Source organism: Streptomyces flaveolus (assembly GCF_014648815.1).
Lineage (GTDB): Bacteria > Actinomycetota > Actinomycetes > Streptomycetales > Streptomycetaceae > Streptomyces > Streptomyces flaveolus.
This window is the reverse complement of record NZ_BMRV01000001.1, coordinates 748,546-769,918: the sequence shown is the minus strand read 5'-3', so window position 1 is coordinate 769,918 and position 21,373 is coordinate 748,546. Positions and strand designations below refer to the sequence as shown.

At 72.1% G+C, this 21,373-nt stretch carries 19 protein-coding genes and 1 pseudogene; 6 read left to right on the top strand and 14 right to left on the bottom strand.

The genetic code is table 11. From position 1 onward, the window contains the following. Positions 1–21 precede the first annotated feature (21 nt). Both IEZ05_RS03475 and IEZ05_RS03470 read right to left on the bottom strand, forming a co-directional pair. Positions 22–630: a DUF1349 domain-containing protein gene (locus tag IEZ05_RS03475; protein ID WP_189228457.1), complete on the bottom strand. Its 609-nt coding sequence runs from the start codon at positions 628–630 to the stop codon at positions 22–24. A 129-nt stretch (positions 631–759) separates the two neighbouring features. Then, complete coding sequence (locus IEZ05_RS03470; RefSeq protein ID WP_189228456.1) at positions 760–2,289, bottom strand: aldehyde dehydrogenase (NADP(+)); 1,530 nt, start codon at positions 2,287–2,289, stop codon at positions 760–762. Positions 2,290–2,408: 119 nt separating this feature from the next. Here IEZ05_RS03470 and IEZ05_RS03465 point away from each other — a divergent pair, with 119 nt between their 5' ends. The 6 genes from IEZ05_RS03465 to IEZ05_RS03440 all read left to right on the top strand — a co-directional run bounded on the left by IEZ05_RS03465 (position 2,409) and on the right by IEZ05_RS03440 (position 7,824). Next, positions 2,409–3,182, top strand: a complete 774-nt coding sequence (locus tag IEZ05_RS03465) for an IclR family transcriptional regulator (protein WP_189228455.1) — start codon at positions 2,409–2,411, stop codon at positions 3,180–3,182. 3 nt (positions 3,183–3,185) lie between these two features. Beyond that, positions 3,186–3,656 carry a GNAT family N-acetyltransferase gene (locus IEZ05_RS03460; RefSeq protein WP_189228454.1) on the top strand — a complete coding sequence of 157 codons (471 nt, stop codon included), beginning with the start codon at positions 3,186–3,188 and terminating at the stop codon, positions 3,654–3,656. A gap of 194 nt (positions 3,657–3,850) precedes the next feature. Then, the gene (locus IEZ05_RS03455; RefSeq protein WP_189228453.1) at positions 3,851–5,308 is read left to right on the top strand and encodes a peptidoglycan D,D-transpeptidase FtsI family protein; all 1,458 of its coding nucleotides are present in this window, start codon (positions 3,851–3,853) and stop codon (positions 5,306–5,308) included. Positions 5,309–5,481: 173 nt separating this feature from the next. Further along, a complete protein-coding gene (locus tag IEZ05_RS03450; RefSeq protein WP_189228452.1) occupies positions 5,482–6,048 on the top strand; it encodes a SigE family RNA polymerase sigma factor in 567 nt (188 codons plus the stop codon). Beyond that, entirely contained in the window at positions 6,045–6,905 is an 861-nt protein-coding gene (locus IEZ05_RS03445) for a hypothetical protein (protein WP_189228451.1), read from the top strand. Before IEZ05_RS03450 ends, IEZ05_RS03445 begins: the two co-directional genes overlap by 4 nt. Positions 6,906–6,990: 85 nt before the next feature. Further along, on the top strand, positions 6,991–7,824 hold the full coding sequence (locus IEZ05_RS03440; protein WP_189228450.1) for a pectate lyase: 834 nt from the start codon (positions 6,991–6,993) through the stop codon (positions 7,822–7,824). A gap of 129 nt (positions 7,825–7,953) precedes the next feature. On the opposite strand, the gene IEZ05_RS03435 is transcribed toward IEZ05_RS03440, so the two are convergent. The 12 genes and pseudogenes from IEZ05_RS03435 to IEZ05_RS03380 form a co-directional block, all read right to left on the bottom strand. Beyond that, positions 7,954–8,754: an HAD family acid phosphatase gene (locus tag IEZ05_RS03435; RefSeq protein WP_189228449.1), complete on the bottom strand. Its 801-nt coding sequence runs from the start codon at positions 8,752–8,754 to the stop codon at positions 7,954–7,956. 63 nt (positions 8,755–8,817) lie between these two features. Next, positions 8,818–9,888 carry a dienelactone hydrolase family protein gene (locus tag IEZ05_RS03430; protein ID WP_189228448.1) on the bottom strand — a complete coding sequence of 357 codons (1,071 nt, stop codon included), beginning with the start codon at positions 9,886–9,888 and terminating at the stop codon, positions 8,818–8,820. Further along, a complete protein-coding gene (locus IEZ05_RS03425) occupies positions 9,872–10,993 on the bottom strand; it encodes a pectinesterase family protein (RefSeq protein WP_189228447.1) in 1,122 nt (373 codons plus the stop codon). The genes IEZ05_RS03430 and IEZ05_RS03425 overlap by 17 nt, the downstream gene beginning before the upstream one ends. 77 nt (positions 10,994–11,070) lie before the next feature. Continuing rightward, positions 11,071–12,405, bottom strand: a complete 1,335-nt coding sequence (locus IEZ05_RS03420) for a pectate lyase family protein (protein ID WP_189228446.1) — start codon at positions 12,403–12,405, stop codon at positions 11,071–11,073. A 33-nt stretch (positions 12,406–12,438) separates the two neighbouring features. Further along, positions 12,439–13,239: a rhamnogalacturonan acetylesterase gene (locus IEZ05_RS03415; RefSeq protein WP_189228445.1), complete on the bottom strand. Its 801-nt coding sequence runs from the start codon at positions 13,237–13,239 to the stop codon at positions 12,439–12,441. 149 nt (positions 13,240–13,388) lie between these two features. After that, positions 13,389–14,753: an ABC transporter substrate-binding protein gene (locus IEZ05_RS03410; RefSeq protein WP_189228444.1), complete on the bottom strand. Its 1,365-nt coding sequence runs from the start codon at positions 14,751–14,753 to the stop codon at positions 13,389–13,391. 82 nt (positions 14,754–14,835) lie between these two features. Next, a pseudogene (locus IEZ05_RS03405) lies at positions 14,836–15,888 on the bottom strand (pectate lyase family protein); the annotation flags it as partial. A gap of 33 nt (positions 15,889–15,921) precedes the next feature. Then, the gene (locus IEZ05_RS03400) at positions 15,922–17,439 is read right to left on the bottom strand and encodes a glycoside hydrolase family 43 protein (protein WP_189228442.1); all 1,518 of its coding nucleotides are present in this window, start codon (positions 17,437–17,439) and stop codon (positions 15,922–15,924) included. Beyond that, positions 17,436–18,281, bottom strand: a complete 846-nt coding sequence (locus IEZ05_RS03395; protein WP_189228441.1) for a DUF6807 domain-containing protein — start codon at positions 18,279–18,281, stop codon at positions 17,436–17,438. The genes IEZ05_RS03400 and IEZ05_RS03395 overlap by 4 nt, the downstream gene beginning before the upstream one ends. Next, the gene (locus IEZ05_RS03390; RefSeq protein WP_189228440.1) at positions 18,278–19,435 is read right to left on the bottom strand and encodes a Gfo/Idh/MocA family protein; all 1,158 of its coding nucleotides are present in this window, start codon (positions 19,433–19,435) and stop codon (positions 18,278–18,280) included. Before IEZ05_RS03390 ends, IEZ05_RS03395 begins: the two co-directional genes overlap by 4 nt. Further along, on the bottom strand, positions 19,432–20,328 hold the full coding sequence (locus IEZ05_RS03385; protein ID WP_189228439.1) for a carbohydrate ABC transporter permease: 897 nt from the start codon (positions 20,326–20,328) through the stop codon (positions 19,432–19,434). The genes IEZ05_RS03390 and IEZ05_RS03385 overlap by 4 nt, the downstream gene beginning before the upstream one ends. After that, positions 20,325–21,263, bottom strand: a complete 939-nt coding sequence (locus tag IEZ05_RS03380) for a carbohydrate ABC transporter permease (protein ID WP_189228438.1) — start codon at positions 21,261–21,263, stop codon at positions 20,325–20,327. Before IEZ05_RS03380 ends, IEZ05_RS03385 begins: the two co-directional genes overlap by 4 nt. Positions 21,264–21,373: the final 110 nt, after the last annotated feature.

Below are 21,373 nucleotides of genomic sequence, written 5' to 3'. Positions count from 1 at the left end.
GGGGCCGGGCTTCCGGTTGCGTCAGCTGCCGTCGCGCAGGTCCGCCGGCGGGCTCGGCCGGAACTCCAGGTGGTCGTACCTCACCACGCAGCCCTCGCCCGTCGGCGACTGGGCCATGAAGCCGGCCAGGGCCGCGCCCGTCTCCTTCTCGTCGCCGAGCGTGAACACGCGGACGAAGGTCCAGCGTTCACCGTCGCGGGAGGCGTGGAAGGCGAAGGCCCGCCCGGTGCGGCTGACGCGCAGCCACACCGCGTCCCCCTCCACGGTGAAGGAGTTGCAGTCGTCGGAGTGCCCCCGGGTGACCACCGTGCAGACGGTGGCCGCGTCCGGGGAGTACTCCAGGCACAGCTTGGCCCAGGCCCGCTCGCCGACGTGGACGTACAGCACTCCGGCGTCGAAGGCGGCCCGGAAGCCGACGCTGACCCGGGCGATCAGCTGGAAGTCCCCGTCGGGAGCGCCCAGCAGCCGGGGCGCGTCGGAGGCGGGCTCCAGCGCCTCCCCGCCCGGCGGCACGAACCGGTCCTGCCGGGGCCCGGCCACGCCGGTGAGCACACCGTCCTCATACGACCAGGTGCCGTCGGGGCCGTACGGGCGGAGCGGAAAGGGCAGTTCGGGAAGTTCGAGATCCACTGTGTCATCCTCTCAGGCCCGGTGTACGCCCCCAGGGGCGCGGGGCTGCATCGATATGCGGCTCCGCCGCGTGGGCGCGACCAGCTGCAACGGCGCAGCACCCCGCATACGAGCCGCACCCCCACGGCGCTACCGCTCAAGCACTCCGTTGAACCGCCGAGGCAGCCCCAGCGGATTGTCGTCCCGCAGTTCCGGCGGCAGCAGCGCCTCGGGCGCCCCCTGATAGGCAACGGGCCGCAGCCACCGCTCGATGGCCGTACCCCCCACCGACGTGGACGTCGACGTCGTCGCCGGGTACGGCCCCCCGTGGTGCTGAGCCGCCGCCACCGCGACCCCCGTCGGCCAGCCGTTGACCAGCACCCGCCCGGCGAGCGGCGTCAGCTCCGCGAGGATCTCCGCGCCGCGGCCCTGGCCCGCCGCCTCCTCGGCGGAGAGCTGCACGGTCGCCGTGAGGTTTCCCGGCAGCCGCGACAGCACGCCCCGGACCTCGGCCTCGTCGTCGTAGCGGGCCACCACGGTGACCGGCCCGAAGCACTCCTCCAGGAGCAGGTCGTGCTCGCCCTCGGCGGTCAGCCGTCCGGCCGGCACGGTCAGGAAGCCGGGGCTGACGGTGTGCTCGCCGCCCGAGCCGGGCGTCACCGGGGACTCCACGTCGGGCAGCGCCGTGCGCTCGGCGACCCCGGCGACGAAGTTGTCCCGCATGCGGTGGTCGAGCAGCACCCCGGCGTCGGTGTCGCTGACGGCGTCCGTGAGGGTCTTGACCAGGCCGTCACCGGCGGCACCGGACGGCACCAGGACCAGGCCCGGCTTCACGCAGAACTGGCCGACGCCGAGGGTCATCGAACCGGCGAGCCCGGCGCCGATGGCCTCGGCCCGCTCGGCCGCCGCGGCCTCGGTGACGACGACCGGGTTCAGGGAGCCCAGTTCGCCGTGGAAGGGGATCGGCACGGGCCGGGCCGCCGCCGCGTCGAACAGGGCGCGGCCACCGCGTACCGAACCGGTGAAGCCGGCCGCGGCGATCAGCGGGTGCTTGATCAGCTCGATGCCGGCGTCGAAGCCGTGCACCAGGCCGAGGACGCCCTCGGGGATGCCGTGCCGGGCGGCGGCCCGGCGCAGCACGCTCGCGACCAGCTCGGACAGCGCCGGGTGGTCGGGGTGCGACTTGACGACGACCGGGCAGCCGGCCGCGAGGGCGCTCGCGGTGTCGCCGCCGGGGACGGAGAAGGCGAAGGGGAAGTTGGAGGCCGAGTAGACGGCGACGACGCCGAGCGGCACCTTGTAGCGGCGCAGGTCGGGGATCGGCGGGGTGGCCGTGTCGTCGGGGTGGTTGATGACGACGCCGAGGAACTCGCCCTCGTCGACGATGTCGGCGAAGGCCCGCAGCTGGTAGCAGGTGCGGGCGAGTTCGCCGGTGAGCCGGACCGGGCCGAGCGCGGTCTCGGCGTCGGCCACCTCCACGAGGGTGCTCTCGGCCGCCTTCAGCTCGTCGGCGGCGGTGCGCAGGAATGCCGCGCGGACGGCGCGGTCGGCGAGGGCCCCGCGCGCCGCGTGGGCGGCACGGACGGTGGTGTCCACCTCCTGGGCCGTGGCCTCCACCGCGACCTGTTCACGCTGCTTCCCGGTACGGGGGTCGACACTCCAGACTGGTGCTGCTGCCACCGCGGGTCCCTCCACGTGCTCTGCGTTCTCTGCATCGGGGTCGTTCGATATACTGAACGCTGTCTCCGATGATGAATACGGTGGACATTATTTCCCGTCGAACGAAGGGGTCAAGGGCGATGTCGGCTGGCGAGACGGGGGGCGGAGCGCAGGTCAAGTCCGCCGTGCGGACGGTTGAACTGCTCGAGTACTTCGCCGGACGCCCCGGCATGCACTCCCTCGCGTCGGTCCAGGAGGCCGTCGGCTACCCCAAGTCGAGCCTGTACATGCTGCTGCGCACGCTGGTCGAACTGGGCTGGGTGGAGACGGACGCGACGGGCACGCGGTACGGCATCGGTGTCCGGGCGCTGCTGGTCGGCACGTCGTACATCGACGGCGACGAGGTGGTCGCGGCGGCCCGGCCGACGCTGGACCGGCTCTCCGACGACACCACGGAGACCATCCACCTCGCCCGGCTGGACGGCACCAACGTCGTCTATCTGGCCACCCGCCAGTCCCAGCACTACCTGCGGCCCTTCACCCGGGTCGGCCGCCGGCTGCCCGCGCACTCGACGTCGCTGGGCAAGGCGCTGCTGAGCACCTACAGCGACGAGCAGGTCCGCAAGATGCTGCCGGAGACCCTGCCGGCGCTGACCGAACACACCATCACCGACCGGGAGAAGCTCGTCGAGGAGCTGCACCAGGTGCGGGAGCAGGGCTTCGCGGTGGACCGCGAGGAGAACACCCTGGGGCTGCGCTGCTTCGGCGTGGCGATCCCCTACCGCACCCCCGCGCGGGACGCGATCAGCTGCTCGGTGCCGGTGGCACGGCTGACGCCGGCGCACGAGCAGATGGTGAAGGACGCGCTCTTCGACGCGCGGGACCGGCTGGCCCTGGCGACGCGTAGGCTCTGATCCATGCACATCGCACTGCGCGAGGTCCACGACAGCGATCTGCCCGTCTTCTTCCGGCAGATGAACGATCCGGAGGCCCTGCGCATGGCGGCCTTCACCCCGCCGGATCCCGCCGACTGGGACGCCTTCACGGCGCACTGGAACACGATCCGGGCGTCGCGCGACGTCGTGCGGACCATCCTGGGCGACGGTGACGTCATCGGCAGCGCCGCGGTGTACGGGGATCCGGGCGAGCGCGAGGTGACGTACTGGGTGGACCGGGCGTACTGGGGCCGGGGCGTGGCCACCGCCGCCCTGCGGGCCCTGCTCGCCGAGGTCGAGGACCGTCCGCTGTACGCGCGGGCGGCCGCGGACAACACCGGGTCACGGCGCGTGCTGGAGAAGTGCGGCTTCGAGACGAGCGCCCGGGCCCGGGGCTTCGCTCCGGCGCGGGGCGAGGTGATCGACGAGGTCGTCCTCCACCTCGCGGACTGACGGGCCCCGCCGCGCGGCGGACGCGGATCGGGTGCGCAGGACTGCCCGGGGGTGGGGCCGGCCACCGTGATGACGCACGTGGCGTCGGTGCACGCCTACGAGGCCGGCTTCGCGAAACCGATTTCATGAACGGAAGATGAGAAAACGGGGCGCATGGGAACGATCCGCTCCCGCTCGTTCGTCCTGTGGGCGGGATGAACAAGACGATCAGGCGCGCATCGGTCTTCACGCTGCTCCTGGTGTTCGCTCTGCTGGTGCGGGCGACCTGGGTGCAGTTCTACGACGGTCAGGCGCTCGCGGACGACAAGGACAACCGGCGCAACGCGATCGAGACGTACGCGGAGCCGCTCGGGAACATCATCGTGGCCGGACGCTCGGTCACCGGATCGGCGCCGACGAAGGGCGGCGACCTCACGTACAAACGCGCGTACACGGACGGAGAGCTGTACGCGGCTGTGACGGGCTACGCCTCGCAGGCGTACGCGCCGACGCAGCTGGAGGGCATCTACCAGGACCTGCTCAACGGCACCGACCCGCGGCTGAAGACGCTCATGGACACGGTCACCGGCCGACGGGCCGATCCGGGCAACGTGATCACGACGATCGATCCGGACGTGCAGAAGGCCGGGCTCGAGGCGCTGGGCGACAAGAAGGGCGCCGCCGTCGCGATCGACCCGAAGACGGGCAGGATCCTCGCGGTCGTCTCCACCCCGTCGTACGACCCGTCGTCGCTGACCGACGCCAACACCGCCGGTGAGGCGTGGCAGAAGCTCACCAGCGACCCGGACAAGCCGCTGACCAACCGCGCGCTGCGCCAGCCGCTGCCGCCGGGCTCGACGTTCAAGCTCGTGGTGGCGGCGGCCGCGCTGGAGGACGGACTGTACGGCTCGGTGGACGAGCGGACCGTCAGCCCGGACCCGTACACGCTGCCGGACACCACGACGGACCTGTCCAACGAGAACCCGAACGCCCCCTGCGAGAACGCCACGATCCGCACGGCACTGCAGTACTCGTGCAACAACGTCTTCGCGAAGATGGCCGTGGACCTGGGCCAGGACAAGCTCCGGGCGACGGCCGAGAAGTTCGGCTTCAACGACGAGACGCAGGACGTGCCGGTGCGGGCCTACACGAGCGTGTACCCGAAGGACATGAACCGGCCGTCGACCGCCCTGACGGGTATCGGCCAGTTCGACGTGACGGCCACCCCCCTCCAGATGGCCATGGTGTCCGCGGCCATCGCCAACGGCGGCAAGCTGGTCTCGCCGCACATGGTGTCGCAGATCACCGGCGGTGACGGCGACGTGCTGGAGGACTACGACGACTCGGCGGAGACGAAGCAGATCGTCAGCTCCTCCACCGCCGAGCAGCTGCAGTCGGCCATGCAGACGGTGGTCGACGAGGGCACCGGGTCGAACGCACAGATCTCCGGCGCGACCGTGGGCGGCAAGACGGGCACGGCCCAGCACGGCGAGAACAACAGCAAGACGCCGTACGCCTGGTTCACGTCCTACGCCAAGTCCGGCTCGTCGGACGGGGAGGTAGCCGTGGCCGTGCTCGTCGAGCAGTCCGACGCGGCCCGCTCCGAGGTCAGCGGCAACGGGCTGGCGGCCCCGGTGGCCAAGGCGATGATGAAGGCGGCGCTCAAGGACTAGGACGCGGGGGCTGCGACGCAGGGGCCGGAACTCACCTCCCCCTCCGGTTCGGGCTGCCATACGGTGTTCGGCGCACCGTACGGTCGGCACGGCCGACGCTGCTACAGTTCCGGATCCCCGCCCGGCGCACGGTTGTTCGACGCCGGGGAAGCCGCTGCGAGGAGAGTCCGCCCGTGGGCACAGTCGTCGACGACGCCGCCTCCGTGGAGTTCCACGCCTTCTTCGAACGCCACTACGCCGAACTGTCCCGGCTCGCCCATCTGCTGACGGGCGAGCCGGACGCAGCCGACGACCTGGCGGCGGACGCCCTGCTCGCGCTGTGGCACCGCTGGGACCGGGTGCGCGCGGCGGAGCATCCGGTGGCGTACGCGCGCGGGGTCGTCGCCAATCTGGCCCGCAGCCGGATCCGCAGCGCGGTGCGCGAGCGCCGGCGCGTCGCCCTGTTCTGGTCGCAGCGCGAGGAGAGGACGGAGAACCCGGACGTCGCGGGCGTGGTGGACGTGCAGGAGGCGCTGCGCGCCCTGCCGTTCCGCAAGCGGGCGTGCGTGGTGCTGCGGCACGCGTTCGACCTCTCCGAGAAGGACACCGCGCTCGCCCTGGGCGTCTCGGTGGGTACGGTGAAGAGCCAGACGTCGAAGGCAATGGCCGAACTGCAGCGGGTCCTCGGCACGCGGGGAGCGCCGCAGCAGGTGCACGCGGCGATCGCACGCACCGGTGAGGCCGCGGGAAGGAAGCGATGACCGGGCGGCGGGACGTGGACGAGGAGCTGCGCGCCCGGCTGCACGAGGCGGCCGGGGCGCACGAGCCCGACCGTGCGCGCATGCTGGCCCGGGTCGAGCGGGGCATGGCGGGCCGGGGCCACGCCGGGCTCCGGGCGGCCCGCCCGCCGGCGCTGGGCTGGGCCCGGGTGGCCGGCGCGACGGCCGCGGTGGCGGGCGTCCTCGCGGCCGGCGGGTACGGTGTCGCGTCCGCGGTGAAGGACGACGCTCCGCCGCAGCGCTCGGTCGCCACGTCGCCGACGTCCTCTCCGTCGGCGGCCGGCCCCACGAGCCCGACGGCCCCCGCGCCCCGGACGTCGTCGGTCGCGCCGGCACCGAGCACCTCGGCCGGGACGCGGGAGCCGGACCGGCCGTCGTCCTCCGGGACACCGGCCGGCACCGCGACCGCCACCGCCCGTCCGCCGGCCGCCGGGCCCGAGGTCGGCCCGTTGTGGTCGGACGGCTCCGTCGACCCGCACAGCAACGACTACTGGGCGCAGAGCAACATCACCCTGCGGACGAGCAGCCCGCTGACCGCGCTCACCGTCGAGCTGAGGGTGGCGCAGACCGGCGGGGTCGCCTCCACCGGCGCGTGGCGGTCGCTGCCCGAGGACGACTTCACGTTCACGGTCGAGGAGCGGGACGGCTTCCTCGTCCACCGGTGGACGCTCAAGCGGGGCCGTACGGTCCCGGCGGGCGAGTGGATGTTCGCCGGCCAGTACAACCACGAGCGCGGCGGCCGGGACGCGAACGGCGACCGCTACTCCGCGACGGCCGAGGCCGGAGGCGAACAGCTGTCGGTGCAGGGCGGCTTCGCGCCGCACGACGGCGGTTCCTGAGGAAACTCCGCTGACCCGGCAACCCTTTCCCCGTCCGTGGCGACCAGGGAGCGAAAGCTCCCCCTCCCCACGCAAGGACATGGGCATGACTGCACGAGCAGAACAGCGCGTCCGCCACCGCCGCAGGCCCGGCAGGCGCCGGGCGGTGATCGCCTCGGCCACCGCCCTGGGCCTCACGGGTGCGGCGATCGTCACGACGACGATGCTGACCACCGCCGGCGCCGCGTCGTCCTGGCCCACGGACACCGGCAGCAAGCCCGTCTCGTCGACGATCCCGGTCTCCGGCACCTACGACGGCAAGATGAAGAAGTTCTACGGCACCGGCGACCTCGGCACCTCCGGCCAGGACGAGGACCAGGGCCCGATCTTCGAGCTGGCGGACGGCGCCGTTCTCAAGAACGTGATCATCGGCACCCCGGCCGCGGACGGCGTCCACTGCAAGGGGTCCTGCACCCTGCAGAACGTCTGGTGGCTGGACGTCGGCGAGGACGCCGCCAGCTTCAAGGGCACGTCGCCGTCGGCCGTGTACACCGTGTACGGGGGCGGCGCGAAGAACGCCGACGACAAGGTGCTCCAGTTCAACGGCGCGGGCAAGCTCGTCGTCACCAAGTTCCAGGTCGAGAACTTCGGCAAGCTGGTGCGCTCCTGCGGCAACTGCAAGAAGCAGTACCAGCGCACGATCATCATCAACGACGTGGACATCACCGCGCCCGGCAAGTCGATCGTCGGCGTCAACCAGAACTACGGCGACACCGCGGCGCTGCGCAACATCCGCATCCACGGCGACGGCAAGAAGAAGATCGAGACCTGTGTCCGCTTCCAGGGGAACGACACCGGCAAGGAGCCCACGGCGCTCTCCCCGGTCGGTCCCTACGGGAAGACGTGCGACTTCACCGCCTCGGACATCACGTACCAGTGACCGTCCGGGCCCCCGGTCCGCCGGTCCGCCCCCCGGGCCGGCGCGCGCCGTCCGAGCCCCCACTCGGCCGGCACAGCGAACGCCCCCGCCGGTGACGACCGGCGGGGGCGTTCCCCAGGCCGCGGGAGGTCACTCGACGAAGTACGTCGGGTTGGGCAGCTTGTAGGTCCGGTCCGCGTAGCCGCCCTGCAGGTCGGAGTACTGGTCGCCGAAGTTGGCGACGATGTCGTACCCGAGGTCCCGCTCGATGTGGCGGCGGGTGCCCGCCTTGAACTGCACGGTGGTGCAGGTCCAGGCGCCCGGGGTGGCGCAGTGGGACAGGTAGGACGGCGGGTTCGCCTTGTCCTTGAGGAACATGTGGCCGGCGTCGAGGTTCACATCGGCGCCCACCTTCTTCAGGTTCTCGACGGCGGCGGTGCGCTGGGACTCGCTCAGGCCGGAGTTGTAGAAGACCTCGACGCCCTTCTCCTGCGCGTAGCGCACGAGTCCGGGGCTGCCGAACACGGCGGGGCGATCGGCCTTGTTGACGTAGGCGGCCCAGGTGGCGCTGTCGTAGCCGTAGTTGTTCTTCTTCTCGTAGTCGAGGCTGAGCAGCAGCGTGTCGTCGATGTCGAAGACGACCGCCGGCCGGTCGCCCCGGTGGTGCGCCGCCGCGCGGGCCGCCTTGTCGATCTGCTTCCTCGCCGCGGCGTCGATGCTCGCCAGGTCCCTGGCGTACTGGCTGTCGGCGGAGGCCCGGTAGACGCCGTCGTCGTCGAGGGCGGTGCCGTAGTAGGTGTCGATGTCCTTGGTCAGCTGCCCGATGTTGTAGGGCTCGTGGGTCGAGTTGGCCGTCGACTGGCCGGCGGTGGCCGCACCCGTGCCGTAGAGGGCGGCACCGGCGACGGCGCAGGCGGCGGTGACGGCGGCGATGCGCAGTGGTTTATGCATGAGACACGTTTCTACGCGCGTCACCCCCGGGTGCGCGAGGGGTGTGGCCGGATCGGTACCCCTTTACCTGGCAAAGATCGCGTCAAGCCAGCCGAGGGCGTCGTCCTGCATGGGGCGGGTGAAGGCGTGTCCGACGCCGGGCACGACTTCGGTGCGCAGCCGGTCGCCGGCGCCCAAGGACTCCCAGACCGCGCGGAGTCGGGCGTGGGCCGCCCGGACGCCCTCGGGCGTGAACAGCGGATCGTGTGCGCCGCTCAGGAACAGCATCGGCCTCGGCGCCGCGAGGCTCGCCACGTCGGGGAGGTCGAGGTGCCGGGCGAGTCCGGGGTGCAGCATGTGGAACGCCGACTGTCCGCGCAGGGTGTTGCTGCCGGGGAGCGTCAACTCCTTCAGGCCGGTCATCCAGCACACGCTGACGGCGGCGGCGACGTCGTCGCTGAGCGCGGCCGTCTGCCAGGCGCGGTAGCCGCCCAGGGAGAAGCCGAGGGCCGCGACCCGCCGGGCGTCCACCCGGTCGAGGCCGGCCAGGAAGCCGGCGGCCCGGGCGTCCTCACGGGCCATCAGCCCGGCGAGGGAGCTGCCGAGGTGGAGGAGGTTGCCGGCGAGGGCCTGCTGGCGCTCATAGACGAGCGGGTCGCGGTCGCCCCAGCCGAGGGCGTCCAGGCACAGCACCACGTAGCCGCGCCGGGCCAGTTCGTCGCCGGGGAACCGCCCGCCGAAGTGGCGGTCCGCCCAGTCGCGCGCGGCGGCCAGGCGCGTGTCGTCGTACCAGGGCCGGACCAGTTTCTCCTTGCCGATGTCGAAGCGGGAGCCGTGGTCGTGCAGGAGGAGGACGGCCGGGAACGGCCCGGCGCCCTGCGGGGTGAGCAGGGCGCCGCGGACCCGGGCGTAGCGGGTGAGGGAGAGGGTGACCGTCTCGCGCGTGTATCCGTCGCCGTCGTCGCGGTCGGCGAACTCGGCGGCGTACGGCGTGCCCTCCTGCCGGTCGACGAGGAGGTGTGCCTCGACCGTGGCGCGGGCCGTCCGCCGCCACCGCGCGAAGTCGCGGACCGGCGAGGTGCCCCAGGCGAGCGGGAAGGTCAGCTCGTCCCTGAGCGCCCGGTGGAAAGCGGGCAGGTCACCGGTGGCCGGCATACGGACGCCAGTCGCCGAGGTACGCCTCCCTGGTGTGCGCCGCGGCCTCGGCGCGGGTCAGCTGCGGCCGGTTCGCCGGGACGGTGATCGCGGCGCCGGGGCCGGTGTTGCGGTACTCGCGGAACCGCTGCTCCTGCCACGGGTACGTGTCCCGCATGTTGGCGTAGGGCGCGAGGGCGTCGATGCCCGCGCCGAGGTGGGTCTCGCGCACGGTGAGCATCGGGCGGGCGGTGGTGTCGGAGCTGGGCACCCAGGGGCGGGCCAGCTTGTAGTAGCCGTCGGGTGCCTCGCTGGTGACGTGCCCCCGGGTCACGAGGTAGCCGCGCGGGTTGGCACCCGCCGTGGACGGCGCGAACACGAAGCCGTGGGGGGCGGCGGCGAGGTCGGTGCGGACCAGGGTGCGGAAACGGCAGTTCTCGTACACGGCGGTCGCCCGGCCGAAGACGAAGTCGACGTCGCCCTCGACGTAGCAGTGGGCGTAGTACTGGCGGGCGAAGTGGTCGAGGGCGCGGGTGTCGGCGTAGAGGGTGTCCTGGTGGCCGAGGAAGCGGCAGTGGTGGAACGCCGTGCGGTCGCCCTGGGCCTTGAGGGCGACGGCCTGGGTGCCGGTCCAGTCGGGGTGGTCGGCGCGCAGCCAGTCGTTGGCGAAGGTGATCCGGCGGGCGGTGAAGCCGTCGGCCTGCACGGTGACGGTGGCCGAGCCGCTGGTGCCGTAGGTGCCGGAGCCGTCGGGCCGGGGGGTGCCGGCGGCGTTGTCGTAGACGATGACGGTGGCGCGCGGGTCCTCACAGGCGCCGATCCAGGTGGCATCGGTGCGGGTGGCGTCGACGGTGACGGTCTCGCGGTAGGTGCCGGGTGCGAGGACGAGAGTCCAGCCGCTGCCGGTGGCGGCGGTCACGGCGGCCTGGACGGAGGTGAAGTCGCCGCGGCCGTGCGGGTCGACGTACAGGGTCTTCGGGGTGCGGCGGGCGGACGGCGAGCCGTGGCGGCCGAACGGGCGGGAACGGTGGCCGGCGAGGGCCGGGCCGGCGGCGAGGCCGACGGCGGCCGCGGCACCGGCGGCCGCGAGCAGGAAGCCTCTGCGGGACGGGGCGGGGCGGGGCATGCGCGTGCTCCTTCGGGATGACGGGGCCGGGGGTGGGCCGGGGCGGTGCGGGCGCCCCGGCCCGGTTCGGGGGCGCGTCAGCGCAGGCGGCCGGCGCCCGCGCCGTGGTCGACGACCGCGGGGACGGCCTTCGCCGGGAGGATGTGGGTGCGCAGGGTGGGCGTCCAGCCCGCGCCCGGCCGGAGGGTCTCGCCGGGGATCTCGGCGTTGTGCACGGCGATCAGGTCGACCGTGCGGCCGTTGACCCGGTTGTGCGCGGCGGTGACCGGCGCCTCGCTCCACTTCTTCAGGACCTTCGCGGCGCTGATCCCGTCCGGGAGCGTGAAGGCGTTGTGCTCGGCGACGAGCGCGGACTCCTTGCCGACGCCGAAGCTGTAGGCGTAGTCGTCGCCGGCCACGAAGTGGTTGTTGTAGACGTCGACCTGGCCGAAGCGGACGCGGGGCGCGCGCTCGACGAGGTTCTCGAACAGGTTGTGGTGGAAGGTCACCTTGAGGTGGCCGCGGTCGCCGACGGCGGTGGACTCGCTGTCGCTGTTGCCGATCAGGATCGTCTTGTCGTGCTCGGCGAAGACGTTCCAGGAGGCGGTGACGTAGTCGGCGCCCTTGACGACGTCCAGCTGGCCGTCGTGCTGCTGGTAGAGCATGCCGAAGTAGGTCGGGGCCGCGCTGTCGGGGTGCTCGCCGTCGGTGAAGGTGTTGTGGTCCAGCCAGACGTGGGTGGCCCCGTGGACGACGGCGCTGTCGTACTCGGAGTTCCAGTTGCCCTTGTCGCCGTCCGTGGGGTCCCACTGCGGGAAGCAGTCCACGGGGCTCTCGAAGGTCAGGTTGCGGACGATGACGTTGTCCACGCCTTTGATCTGCAGGCTGGCGCCCTTGAGTCCGGCGTTCCTGCCGACGCCGATGATGGTGGTGTCGGCCGGGACGTTCGCCTTGATCGACTGGTCCTGCCGGGCGGCGGAGGCGCGGCGCAGGCCCTCGGGGCTGTCGTCGGGCTCGTCGCTCAGGTCGGTGTCCAGGCCCCACTTCTCGGGCGCGTACTTCTCCAGATAGGCGTCGAAGTCGTAGCCGGGGGCGGCGAAGGCGTCGCAGCCCTCGGAGACGGCGTCGATGGTGCCCTTCACCTTGATGATCCTCGGCGCGTCGCCTCCGGCGGCGAGGGCGGCCTTGAACTCGGCCCAGGTGGTGACCGTGTACACGTGCGCGGCGTCGGCGGCGGCGCCGCCGGTGGTGCCGGTGCCCTGGGAGGCCCAGCCGTCCTTCGCCGGCAGCGTCTGCCGGGCGACGTCGTGGGAGCGGTGGTGGCCGGGGCCGGCCTCGGCGGTGGCGGCGGTCAGGCTCAGCACGAGAGCGGTGCAGCCGGCCAGCGCGGCCGCTCTTCCTGTGGCATGCCCATGCCATCTTAGTGTGCTCATGGTGCGGTTCTCCGTTTCCGGTTCAGGGGGGTGTTACGCGGTGACGGGCCCCGGCCAGGTGATCCAGGACGCGGGGACGTCCTCGTCCAGCCGGCGCACGTCCCGGTGCGCCAGCACCCGCGTGCGCAGCAGCTCCCGCGCGACCAGCCGGGCCACCTCGATCGCGCCCGGCGGGTTGAAGTGGGTGTTGTCCTGCTCGGTGGCGGTCCAGTTGAAGTAGGTCTTGGTCTCCTCGACGCCGAGCCGCTGCCACAGCGCGAGGGACAGCGCCTGCACGTCGAGCAGCGCCACGCCCTCCTCGGCGGCCAGCGCCCGCATCGCCGCCGGATACTCGCCGTGGCTGGGCACCGCGTCGCCGTCCGCGTCGAAACGGCGCCGCTCGACGGGCGTGGCCAGCACGGGCCGCGCCCCGCGGGCCCGGGCGCCGTCGACGTACAGGCGCAGGTGGTCCTGGTAGGTGGTCCAGGGCTCGGTGTAGCGGGTGGGGTCCTCGTCCTTCTCGTCGTTGTGCGCGAACTGGACGAGGAGCAGATCGCCGGGCCGGATCACACCGAGGATCGCGTCCAGCCGTCCCTCGTCCACGAAGCTCTTGGAACTCCGCCCGTTGACGGCGTGGTTGGCGACGGGAAGCTCCTTGTGGAGGAAGAACGGCAACGCCATGCCCCACCCGGTCTCGGGCGCGGCGTCGGCGTACTTCTGGGCGGCGGTGGAGTCGCCGGCGACGTAGAGCGTGCGGGCCCGCCGCCCGCCGGCCTGCGCGCTACCGAGACCGGCGAACGCCAGCGGAACAGCGGCGACGGCGGCCGCGGTGACGTGCCTTCGGCTGAGTGACACGCTGGGTGCCTTTCATGAGTGGGGTTGGACAGCCCCAGGGGCGCCGGGCTGTATCGATATGCGGCTCCGCCGCGCGGGCGCGACAAGCCAGGGACGGCCCGCAAGCCTGCGACCACAGACCGCCCCACGGCGACGTCCAGCCCGGGCGGTCAGCCCATCTGCTCGTTCCACTCGGCCTGCGCCTCGTTCAGCTGCTCCGCCATCGTGTCGAGGAACGACTTCGCACTCATCTTCCCGAGCAGCACCTTCTGGAAGTTCGGCTCGTTGTCCGCCTTGGAGATGGTGTTCCAGTCCGGCAGGTAGTACGGCAGCTGGACGATGGTCGTGGACCCGTCGTTCAGCGCCTCCGCCGCCAGCTTGGTCGGCTCCGCCTTGGCGATCCACGCGTCCTTCGCGGCGTCCGTGTTCGACGGCACCTGCCCGGCCGACTCGTTGAACTTCGAGTTCTGCTCCTTCGAGGTGGCGAACTCGATGAACTTCCAGGCGGCCTCCTTGTTCTTGGAGCTCTTGAACAGCCCGAGCCCGTCGACCGGGTTGGACACCTGGACCCGCTTGCCGGAGGCGCCGACCGGCTGCGGGATGCCGCGGAACTTGTCGACACCGAGCGCCTTCACGTGGTCCTGGTAGGAGCCCAGGTTGTGGTTGAGCATGCCGATCGTGCCGGAGTCCCACTGCGCGACCATCTTGGCGAAGTCGTTGTTGACGTCGGCGGCCGGCGTGACCTTCTTGTAGAGGGCCGCGTACTTCTCCAGCGCCTCGACGTTCTTCGGGTCGTTGACGGTGGTCTTCTTCTTGTCCGCGTCCCAGAACGAGGTGATGCCGGACTGCCCGTACATCGCGTCGAGCGCCTGGGCGATGGAGCCGGAGCCGCCGCGGATGGTGTAGCCGAACTCGTTCTTGCCCGCGGCGGTGAGCTTCTCGGCCGCCGTATAGAAGGCGTCCCAGGTCGTCGGCGCCTCCAGGCCCGCCTTGTCGAACAGGTCGGTGCGGTAGTAGAGGACGCCGTTGTTGGCCGAGGTCGGCACGGAGTACAGCCGGCCGTCGCCGCCGCCGGCGGCCCGCAGCGACTCGATCATGTCCTTGTTGACCCTGCCGTTCAGGGACGAGCCGGTGAGCCGGTTGTCCAGCGGCTCCAGCGCGTTCTGGGCGGAGAACCCGGCGAGCATCGCCGCGCCGACGCCGCCGACGTCGGGCAGGCCGCCGCCCTGGATGGCGGTGTCGACCTTGGACTGGTACTCGGTGGCGGCGATGCCGACGTACTCGACGTCGATGTCCGGGTTCGCCTTCTCGAAGTCGGCGATGATCTCCTTCCACACGGCCGTGCGGATGCCGCCGTTGTTGTCCCAGAAGACGATCTTCCCCTTGCCGCTGCCCTCGGCGCCCTGGTCGCCGCCCGCCCCGCTGCCGTCGTCACCGCAGGCGGTGGCGGTCAGCGCGAGCACGGCCCCCAGGGCGACGGCGGCGGACGTCCGGCGCCTGCCGGTGCTTCTGCTGCTGCGCATGCTGATCTTCATTGGTCGGCTCTCTTCTTCTGGATCCAACAGTGCGGTGCTGAACAACGTGGGGGGGGTGGGTGGTGCTGTGGGTGGCTCAGTGGGTGCCGAGCTGCTTCTGCGGTCCCGAGAAGCGCTTCACCAGCGCGGGCACGGCCGCCGCCGGGTCGAGCCGGTAGGCGTAGAAGTCACGCGGGTCGAAGGCGGCGCCCCACTCGTCGTGGCGGCCCGTCGTGTTGCGCAGGATCGATCCGCGCTGCACCAGCTCGGCGGTGGGGTCGGCCTGGTAGGGGTGCTGGACGTCCTGGTAGTAGCTGTTCTCGATGACCATCTTGGTGGCGCCGCGCGACCAGTTCCCGTACGTCCACACGAGGTCGCCCGGATCGGCCTGGGCCGTCAGGTAGTTGTTGTAGAGGTGGGCGTAGGCGGCGTTGTCGACCGAGGGGTTGCGCTGCTTGGTGTTCGCGAACCAGTTGTGGTCGATGGTGATCTGCGTCCGGACGTTCGTCGTCCAGCCGAGCCCGAACGTCTTGTTGTTGTCCTCGAACCGGTTGTACGACACGGTCACGTACTCGCTGTCCTTGCGGACGTCGAGCTGCCCGTCGCAGATGTTCGAGAAGCGGTTGTGATCGACCCACACGTGGTGGGCGGTGTCCATCTGGATGCCGTCGAAGTCGGTGTCCTTGCAGTCCCAGTTCCCGGCGACCGCCGAGTCGCGGATCGTCAGATTGCGGATGATCACGTTGTGCGTGCCGGGGCTCAGGTGCAGCTCGCCGTGGACGATCTCGCCGGTGTCGCCGACGCCGATGATCGTCTTGTCCGAGCCGACGGCGATCTCCGCGCCGAAGGGCTCGACGGCGATCGTGCCCGCCACCCGGATGACGTACGGCTCCTGCGCCGCCGCGTACTTCGCCAGCGCGGCCTGGTCGGTGACGGTGACGACCCGGCCGCCCGCGCCGCCGGTGGTGCCGCCGGCGAGGGAGGCGAAGCCGTGGGGCCGGTCGGTCAGGCGGGGGTCGCCCGCCGCCCCTTCTCCCGGCGGAGCGGCGGCGTGCGTTTCCCCGGCCGCCCCGAGGACGAGGGTGGTGACCAGGCCCAGGACGGCGGCGAGGGTTCTGCCGGTGCCCGGCAAGCGCTTGCTACGGAGGTGCGTCATTGCGGCTCCCAACAGGCGTACGGGTGGGGTGGGTTACTGGGGTCGGATCCGGAACCGGGTGAACTCGGCGGCCCCGGCGTGTCCCCGGCCGGCGGGCGCGAGCGCGAACAGGCCGAGCAGGGCGCCGACCCAGCGCCACGGGGTGGCGGCGAAGACCTGGCCGGTGGGCCGGTGGCCGTCACCGAGGTCGTAGGAGAAGCGGCAGCGTGCCCCGGGCGCCGTCTCGATCCGCAGCCGTACCCGTCCCCCGGGTGCGACGCGGGGGTGGTCGGCGTCGCGTTCGGCCTCGGCCACCGACTCGGCGAACCGGTGCACCAGGTGCACCGCCCCGTCCGCGCCCCGCTGGAGCCCGATCCAGCGGTAGGCGTCGCCCAGCACCGCCAGTCCGGCCCGGGCGCCCGGCTCCGCGCCGTCCAGGCGCAGCTCCACCTCGACGACCGACGGCAGGCCGGGCAGCCGCTGCGTCAGGACGTTCGGCAGCTTGCGCAGGTCGTGCGCGTCGGCCGTGCGGACGCAGGCGAGCCTGAGCCCGTCCCCGGAGTGCTGGGTGGCCCAGCCCTCGCCGGGGTTGGCCGTCCACGACCACTGGCGTCCGTACCGTCCGCCGGGGAAGTCGTCGTCGGTCGCGGGCGCCGCGGGCGGCTGCGGCGGCAGTGCGGGACGCCGGTGGACGGTCACCGGGGCGCCGTCGTCACCGAGGACCGGCCAGCCGTCCGTGCCCCAGGTCATCGGCTGGAGGTGGACCACCCTGCCGTACGCGCCGCGCTGCTGGAAGTGCAGGAACCAGTCCTCGCCGGCCGCGGTGCGCACCCATCCGCCCTGATGGGGGCCGTTGACGTCGGTGTCCTTCTGTTCGAGGACGACCTTCTCCTCGTACGGTCCGAAGAAGTCACGGGAGCGGAAGGCGCCCTGCCAGCCGGTCTCCACTCCCCCGGCGGGCGCCAGGATCCAGAACCAGCCGTCGTGCCGGTAGAGCTTGGGGCCCTCCAGGGTGAACCAGCCCGGGATGCGGTCGGCGTCGACGATCACCTTGCCCTCGTCGAGGAGCCCGGTGCCGTCGGGGCGCATGCGGTGTCCCGTGAGGCGGTTCTTGATGCCGGAGCGGGAGCGGGCCCAGGCGTGCACGAGGTAGGCGTCGCCGGTCTCCTCGTCCCACAGGGGGCAGGCGTCGATCAGGCCCTTGCCGGGTTTCACCAGGTGCGGCTCGGTCCACGGGCCCCGGATCCCGGGGGCGTTGACCTGGAAGATGCCCTGGTCGGGATCGCCCCAGAAGATCCAGAAGCGGTCGGCGTGGTGGCGCAGGGACGGGGCCCAGACGCCGCAGTCGTGCCGGGGCGCGGCGAAGGCGTCCGCCGGTTCCAGGCGCTCCAGCGCGTGGCCGGCCAGGGTCCAGTTGACCAGGTCCCGGGAGTGCAGCAGCGGCAGGCCGGGGGCGCGGCCGAAGCTGGAGGCGGTCAGGTAGAAGTCGTCGCCGACGCGCACGACGTCCGGGTCGGACCAGTCGGCGTTCAGCACCGGGTTGGTGTAGGTGTCCGCGGACTCGGGGGTCACGGGCTCACCGCCTTGCGTACGAGGGTCGCGGCGCCGTCGGCGTCCAGGCGGCCGTCGGCGACGACGGTGACGACACGGCGGACGAGGGTGTCCCCGGGGGCGAGCGCGAGCCGCTCGTCGTGGGCCAGGGAGGAGCCGACGCCCGGGTACTCCTCGGTGCGCACGAACCACGGGTCGCGCCGGGTCCGTTCGGTGGCCCCGGCGAACACCAGCGACCAGGTGTCGCCGGTGAGGGCGAGCCAGTCGGCGGGGCTGCCGTGGACCTGCTGCTCGCCCTCGCGGTCGGCGGTGAAGACGTGCGGGGCCGCGCTCTCCTTGCGGGCCCGCCAGAAGAAGCCGCCGTAGGCCGCGCCGGGGCGCCCGTTGGTGGCGGGGCTGCCGATGGTGAGGGGGTCCGGGGTGACGTTGGTGAGGGAGAAGGTGAAGTCCAGCGCCCAGGCGGTGTCCGTGAGTCCGGTGGCCGCGACGGTGCGGCGCTCGCGCAGCAGCTCGGCGCCGGCGGCGACCCAGCGCAGCTCCTCGACGAAGCCGTCGGGGTCGCGGAGCTGGAAGGCGGCGTGCCGCTGGGCGCCGTGGTTGGCGAGCTCGGTCGGCCCCTGGTCGCGGACGTAGGTGCGTCCGCCCCAGAAGTTGTGGCCCTCGACGTCGGGAACGGCGACACCGACGCCGAGGTGATGGAGGTGGTCGGCGGGGTTGAACTCGGTGACGACGGTGCCGGCCAGGGTGGTGACGGGGTGCAGGTAGGGGCGCGGGGAGAGCCGGACGGGCAGCTCGGGCCGGACGACGTACCGGCCGACGGGGCGGCCCGCCACGCGCAGCACCGGGGAGTCGGTGCCGGTCATCGGGTGCTCACCTCTTTCAGCGGGTGCTCCGTGCGCGGCGCCCACGGGGCACCGAGTTCGGAGTACAGGGAGAGGGTGTCGGCGGCGGCGGCCACGAGTCCGTCGATGCCGGGGACCACGCGGCGGCTCTCGCCGGGGACGCGGTGCCAGGCGCCGTCGGGCAGCGGCTCCGGGTCGGGGGCCCGGCGGATGGCCTCCACGACCTTCATGAACGCGCCGGTCTCGTCCGGCGGGACCAGCAGGCCGGCGCCGGTGGTGAGGTGGTCGACCAGGTTCTCCAGCAGGTCGGTGCGACCGTGGTCGTACTCCTCGGGTCCGTGGCCGGCACGCTGGAGCAGGACGCGGTCCTGCTTGTACCAGAAGGTGATCCGGCCGCGGCTGCCGTGCACCAGGACGTACGGCTCCTCGGCCCGCTCCGCGCACAGGGTGGCGGCGACGGTGACGCGGTGGCCCCGCGCGGTGGTGATCCGCACGCAGGAGGTGTCGTCGGCCTCGATGTCGTTGGCGTGGCTCAGCTCGGCCTCGATGCCGGCGACGTCCTCGGCGCGGGTGGTGCCACCCAGCGCGAGGGCGGTGGCGACGGCGTGCGCGAGGGGGTTGGTCAGCGCGCCGTCGATCACGTCGGCGCCGTCCAGCCGCCGCCGGCCCGCCCAGGGCGCCCGGCGGAAGTAGGCCTCGTCGCGCACCCAGGCCCCGGCCCCGCCGACGCCCACCACCTCGCCGACCGCGCCCTCGGCGATCAGCGCGCGGATCGCGGGCACGGCGTGCGAGCCCAGCGACTGGAATCCGACCTGGCAGGCGACGCCGGCCTCGGCGACCCCGTCGGCCATGCGCCGGAACTCGGCGTACGACGGTGCCGGGGGCTTCTCCAGCAGCAGGTGCACGCCCCGGCGGGCGGCGGTCAGCGCGAGGTCGGTGTGCGTGGGGATCGGCGTGCAGATCACGGCGATCCGTGCGCCGGTGGAGTCGAGCAGGGCGCCGAAGTCGGCGGACTGCTCGGGGAGTTCACCGCCGGCCTCCTGCTCGGTCAGCGGGGTGAGCTCGCAGATGCCGGCCAGGCGGACCAGGCCCGCCCGCTCCAGGCGGCGGATGTTGGCGACGTGCCAGCGGCCATGGCCGCGGGCGCCGGCGAGGACGACGGGGACCCGGCTCATCCCTTCACCGCCCCCGCGCTGAAGCCGGTGATCAGCCACTTCTGGATGAAGGCGAAGACGAGCACGACGGGCACGGCGGCGATGATGCCGCCGGCGGCGAGCGCGCCGAGGTCGACGCTGTCCGCGCTCATCAGGGTGTTGAGGCCGACCGGGATGGTCTGCTTGCCCTGGTCGTTGAGGAACATCAGGGCGAACAGGAAGTGGTTCCAGGAGTGCACGAAGGCGAAGGAGCCGACGGCGATCAGGCCGGGGCGCAGCAGCGGCAGCACGACGATCCGGAAGGCCCGGAACCGTCCGCAGCCGTCGACCCAGGCGGCCTCCTCCAGGGAGTACGGCACGTTCTTGATGAAGTTGCTGATCAGGATCATCGACAGCGGCAGCTGGAAGACGGTCTCGGCGATGATGACACTGCCGAGCGAGTTGATCATCTTCAGCTCGGCGAAGATCTCGAACAGCGGGACCAGCAGCAGCGCGCCGGGCACGAACTGGGAGCAGAGCAGGGCGAGCATGAAGCCCCGCTTGACCTTGAAGTCGAACCGGGCGAGGGCGTAGCCGCCGGCCAGGGCGACGAGCGTCGTCATGACCAGGGTGGCGAGGCCGACCAGCACGCTGTTCTGGAAGAAGGTGCCGAAGGCGCGGTCGGTCCACACCTTCTCGAAGTGCTCGAAGGTGAGGGGCCAGGGCACGAGCGAGGTCGAGCCGGCCGGGCGCACCGCGAAGAGCAGGATCCAGTAGAACGGGATCAGGGTGAAGACCAGGTAGATGCCGAGCGGCAGGTAGACCTGCCAGCGGGGGACCTCGTCCCAGGCGGGGCGCTTCTTCGTGGGGCGCGGCGGTTCCTGGCCGGCCCGCACGGGCGCGGGGGTGGGCGCGGGGGCCTCCTTGATGATCACTTGTTCTCGCCTCCGAACTTGCTCAGCCGCAGGTAGACGATCGAGCAGAAGAGCAGGATCGCGAACGCGACCGTGGTGAGGGCCGACGCGTAGCCGAAGTTGTGCGCGTCGACACTGGTGTTGGCGATGTAGAGGGGCAGGGTCGTGGTCTCGCCCGCGGGTCCGCCGCCGGTCAGGGTGTAGAGCAGGTCCACGTTGTTGAACTCCCACACCGCGCGCAGCAGGGTGGACAGGATGATGGCGTCCTTCAGGTGGGGCAGCGTGATGTGCCAGAACTGCTTGATCCGGCTGGCCCCGTCCACCTCGGCGGCCTCGTACAGGTCCTTCGAGACGGACTGGAGGTCGGCGAGGATGAGGATCGCGAAGAAGGGCACACCGCGCCACAGGTCGGCGACCACCGCCGCGGAGAACACGGTCGAGGTGTCCGACAGCCAGCTGGTGCCGTACGAGCCGATGCCCATGTCGGCGAGGTAACGGGTGATGCCGGTCTGGGAGTTGTAGAGCAGCACCCAGATCGCGGAGGTCAGCACGCCGGAGACGGCCCACGGGGAGAAGACCAGGGCGCGTCCGATCCCCCGGCCCACGAAGGTCTGGTTGACGATGAGCGCCAGCGCCAGGCCGAACAGCAGCTGGAGGCCGACCTCGACGAAGACCCACTTGGCGCTGAAGACGAGGGTGTCCCAGAACTGCGGGTCGTCGGTGAAGATCTTGACGAAGTTGTCGAGGCCCGCGAAGCCGTTGCGCCACGGCTTGGTGGGGTTGTAGTCCTGCAGGCTGTAGTAGAAGACGCTGATGACCGGGTAGGCGATGAAGCCCAGCATCAGCAGGGCGGCCGGACCGATCAGCAGGTACGGGAGCCTGCGCGGCGTGGCGGAGGCACGGCGGCGCCGCCGGGGTGGCGCGGGCGGTTTCGCCACGGCTGCGGCTTGGGCCATGACAGTTCTCCGTTCTGGTACGTCGTGCGTGGGTGGTGCGCGTGCGGTGCGCCTGCGGCGCCGGGGCGGCGCGGGAAGCGCTTTCTCCGGGTGCGTGGGTGTGCGGTGTC

Bases quoted from the DNA above. Each gene is read 5' to 3' on its own strand.
- IEZ05_RS03465 (WP_189228455.1), top strand. From the start codon at position 2,409: ATGTCGGCTGGCGAGACGGGGGGCGGAGCGCAGGTCAAGTCCGCCGTG.
- IEZ05_RS03460 (WP_189228454.1), top strand. From the start codon at position 3,186: ATGCACATCGCACTGCGCGAGGTCCACGACAGCGATCTGCCCGTCTTC.
- IEZ05_RS03455 (WP_189228453.1), top strand. From the start codon at position 3,851: ATGAACAAGACGATCAGGCGCGCATCGGTCTTCACGCTGCTCCTGGTG.
- IEZ05_RS03445 (WP_189228451.1), top strand. From the start codon at position 6,045: ATGACCGGGCGGCGGGACGTGGACGAGGAGCTGCGCGCCCGGCTGCAC.
- IEZ05_RS03440 (WP_189228450.1), top strand. From the start codon at position 6,991: ATGACTGCACGAGCAGAACAGCGCGTCCGCCACCGCCGCAGGCCCGGC.
- IEZ05_RS03435 (WP_189228449.1), bottom strand. From the start codon at position 8,754: ATGCATAAACCACTGCGCATCGCCGCCGTCACCGCCGCCTGCGCCGTC.
- IEZ05_RS03430 (WP_189228448.1), bottom strand. From the start codon at position 9,888: ATGCCGGCCACCGGTGACCTGCCCGCTTTCCACCGGGCGCTCAGGGAC.
- IEZ05_RS03425 (WP_189228447.1), bottom strand. From the start codon at position 10,993: ATGCCCCGCCCCGCCCCGTCCCGCAGAGGCTTCCTGCTCGCGGCCGCC.
- IEZ05_RS03420 (WP_189228446.1), bottom strand. From the start codon at position 12,405: ATGAGCACACTAAGATGGCATGGGCATGCCACAGGAAGAGCGGCCGCG.
- IEZ05_RS03410 (WP_189228444.1), bottom strand. From the start codon at position 14,753: ATGAAGATCAGCATGCGCAGCAGCAGAAGCACCGGCAGGCGCCGGACG.
- IEZ05_RS03395 (WP_189228441.1), bottom strand. From the start codon at position 18,281: ATGACCGGCACCGACTCCCCGGTGCTGCGCGTGGCGGGCCGCCCCGTC.
- IEZ05_RS03390 (WP_189228440.1), bottom strand. From the start codon at position 19,435: ATGAGCCGGGTCCCCGTCGTCCTCGCCGGCGCCCGCGGCCATGGCCGC.
- IEZ05_RS03380 (WP_189228438.1), bottom strand. From the start codon at position 21,263: ATGGCCCAAGCCGCAGCCGTGGCGAAACCGCCCGCGCCACCCCGGCGG.